Annotated in this window: 2 protein-coding genes; both read right to left on the reverse strand. The window is 39.2% G+C overall.

Annotated elements, in window-relative coordinates:
* Positions 1–96: 96 nt before the first annotated feature.
* On the reverse strand, positions 97–1,665 hold the full coding sequence (tnpC, locus tag BMW36_RS20110) for an IS66 family transposase (protein WP_089744473.1): 1,569 nt from the start codon (positions 1,663–1,665) through the stop codon (positions 97–99).
* 103 nt (positions 1,666–1,768) lie between these two features.
* The gene (gene tnpB, locus BMW36_RS20115; RefSeq protein WP_217640972.1) at positions 1,769–2,122 is read right to left on the reverse strand and encodes an IS66 family insertion sequence element accessory protein TnpB; all 354 of its coding nucleotides are present in this window, start codon (positions 2,120–2,122) and stop codon (positions 1,769–1,771) included.
* Positions 2,123–2,397 lie beyond the last annotated feature (275 nt).

Below are 2,397 nucleotides of genomic sequence, written 5' to 3' on the forward strand. Positions count from 1 at the left end.
GTAAGCCCGAATTATAAAAAAATAAGCGTACCTTCGAGTACGCATCACAAATAGCCGTATATTCTGATTTTTTTAATCGAATAACGGCTATTTCATTTATTTGCTACATTCTTCCTGAATCATTTTTGACCAGGGCATATATTGATCTAAAATTTCAGGGTTTTGTTGGAGACTGAAATTTGGTAGATCCGTAAAAAGTTTCTTTATATATTCATAGAAATCAACGCCGTTACTTTTGGTAGTTTCAGCGATACTCAAACAAATGGCATTCGCTTTTGCACCAGCTTCACTTACACTAAAAAGCCAATTTTTTCTTCCTATAACATTGGGACGGATGGCGTTCTCGGCTGGATTATTATCCATTTCAATACGTCCATCTTTCAGGAATGCTCGGAGTCCATTTGTCCTGTTCAATGTGTATTCAGCTGCTTTTGCTAACGCATTTTTTCCGTAAAATGGTGATGTTTCAACCCAGTGAAGGAATTCCTCCACGATTGGCTTTGAGTACTTTTGACGTTTTTTTCTCCGTTTACTCGGAGATAAACGTTTAAATTTCCTTTCTAGCCGATATAAATCATCACAATATTTCACACCGATTCTACCATTATTGCTATCGGCTTTCAGCCAATACCGACGAACATGCGCCCAGCAATTTGCGAAATTGACACCTTCCAAATTATCATAAGCAGAATAACCATCACACACAATCGTTCCAGAAAAGCCTTCAATAAAACTTCCAAGGACAGATCGAGCCCTAGATAAGGCGCTTTGAAAGAGAGTCATTGTCGGCCCTTGGCTTGGCACACTTCGAAACACCCAATTATAGGCGTTGGTTTGACCAGATTTCCCATCGGATCGGTTGATAATTTGCCCGTATGTTTCATCGACATGCAAAACCGATTTAGTCATCATCAATTCTTTCATTCGTTCGTAAACAGGTAAGAGCCAATCATGTGCAGCGCGGATAACCCAATTCGAAAGGTTTTTATCATTGGTATTCAGTCCATAGCGATCCCATTCCTTTACCTGACGGTAAAGAGGTAAGTATTGTGCAAATTTATCATAAATGACTTTGGCAAGTACGCTAGGACTTGCGATGCTACGCTGAATCGCTGGTTGTGGTGCTTTCCCGCGTTTGATTTGTGCTGGCTGGGATGGATCAACTTTGCAGCCTTTACATTCATACGCATGTTCAATGTGCTGTACCTTCATCATTTGGGCAGGAATAAATTTAGCTTCTTCACGAACAATTGAATTACCAATTTCAATCATTTGCCCTTGGCAACAGTCACAGATCGTATTTCCCGGATGATGGTGAATAGCTTCTACTTCAATACCATCATGCAAGGAATCATTTCGTTTTTTTGATTTAACCTTTCGTACAACAGTATAAGTGATTGTCTGTTGGCTTTGTTCTTCTGTGTGCTCAGGTTCGCTAAAAGCCGGATCATCATCAAATAATGAACCTTGCCCGTCCGCTACGTTATATTTCGATTTTTCGGTTTTTGATCCATATAAAAGTTTAGTTAAATGGCGCACTTGATCGGTTAACACTTCAATCTGTTTCGATAAGTCTTTGTTTTGTTGATTCGAATGAGCCAATTGCTCTTCGAGCAGCCGAATTAATTTCTCGTTTTGACTTTCGTTCTTAGAAGCGTTCCCCAAATCATTCACCCACTTTCCGTTCACATTAGTTAGTTATATTATACCATTTAGAACCAGCTAAGTGAAGGTGGAAACAGCTTCAAACCAATGTTTTATCAATAGTTTAGAACACTCCTTTTGGTGATTTTTGAATAGCCTTTGGTTGCTGAATCGATAACCCCTCAAGGAGCCATCGAACCTCCTGCTGGGAAAGTTTCCGCACCTCATTTTCGTCTTTTGGCCATTGAAGTTTGCCTTTATCCAAACGTTTATAAAGCAGGGCGAAGCCATCACCATCGAAATACAAACATTTATATCTGTCCTTACTCCATCCAGAGAATAAGAAAATGGAATCACCATATGGGTCCAGTTTAAAAGAATCTTGAATTAGTGTTGCTAAACCATCAATACCCTTACGCATGTCAGTTTTTCCACAAATGATGTAAATATTTTTTACACTTGTATAGTCGTATTTCACAGATGTTTCAACTCCCTTATAACCGTTTGAATAATGTGCTCATCTACGCCGTTGTTGAAGGAGATTTCTATGTTTGCCTTTTTGATCGTGCATGCGTGATTGCAAGAGGTTGGTGATGGCACGGTCGAATATGAATCTTTATTTTCGGAATGTAATGTAACGGGGACGATTGTTAATTTTTGTTCTAGCATATGAAAAGCACCTCCTTAAATTGATACATTCATCATACCAGGAGGTGCTGCGTGTTTATATGCGTTATTTGATTGGGGGCTTAC

Source organism: Gracilibacillus ureilyticus, from assembly GCF_900111195.1.
Taxonomy (GTDB): Bacteria; Bacillota; Bacilli; order Bacillales; family Amphibacillaceae; genus Gracilibacillus; species Gracilibacillus ureilyticus.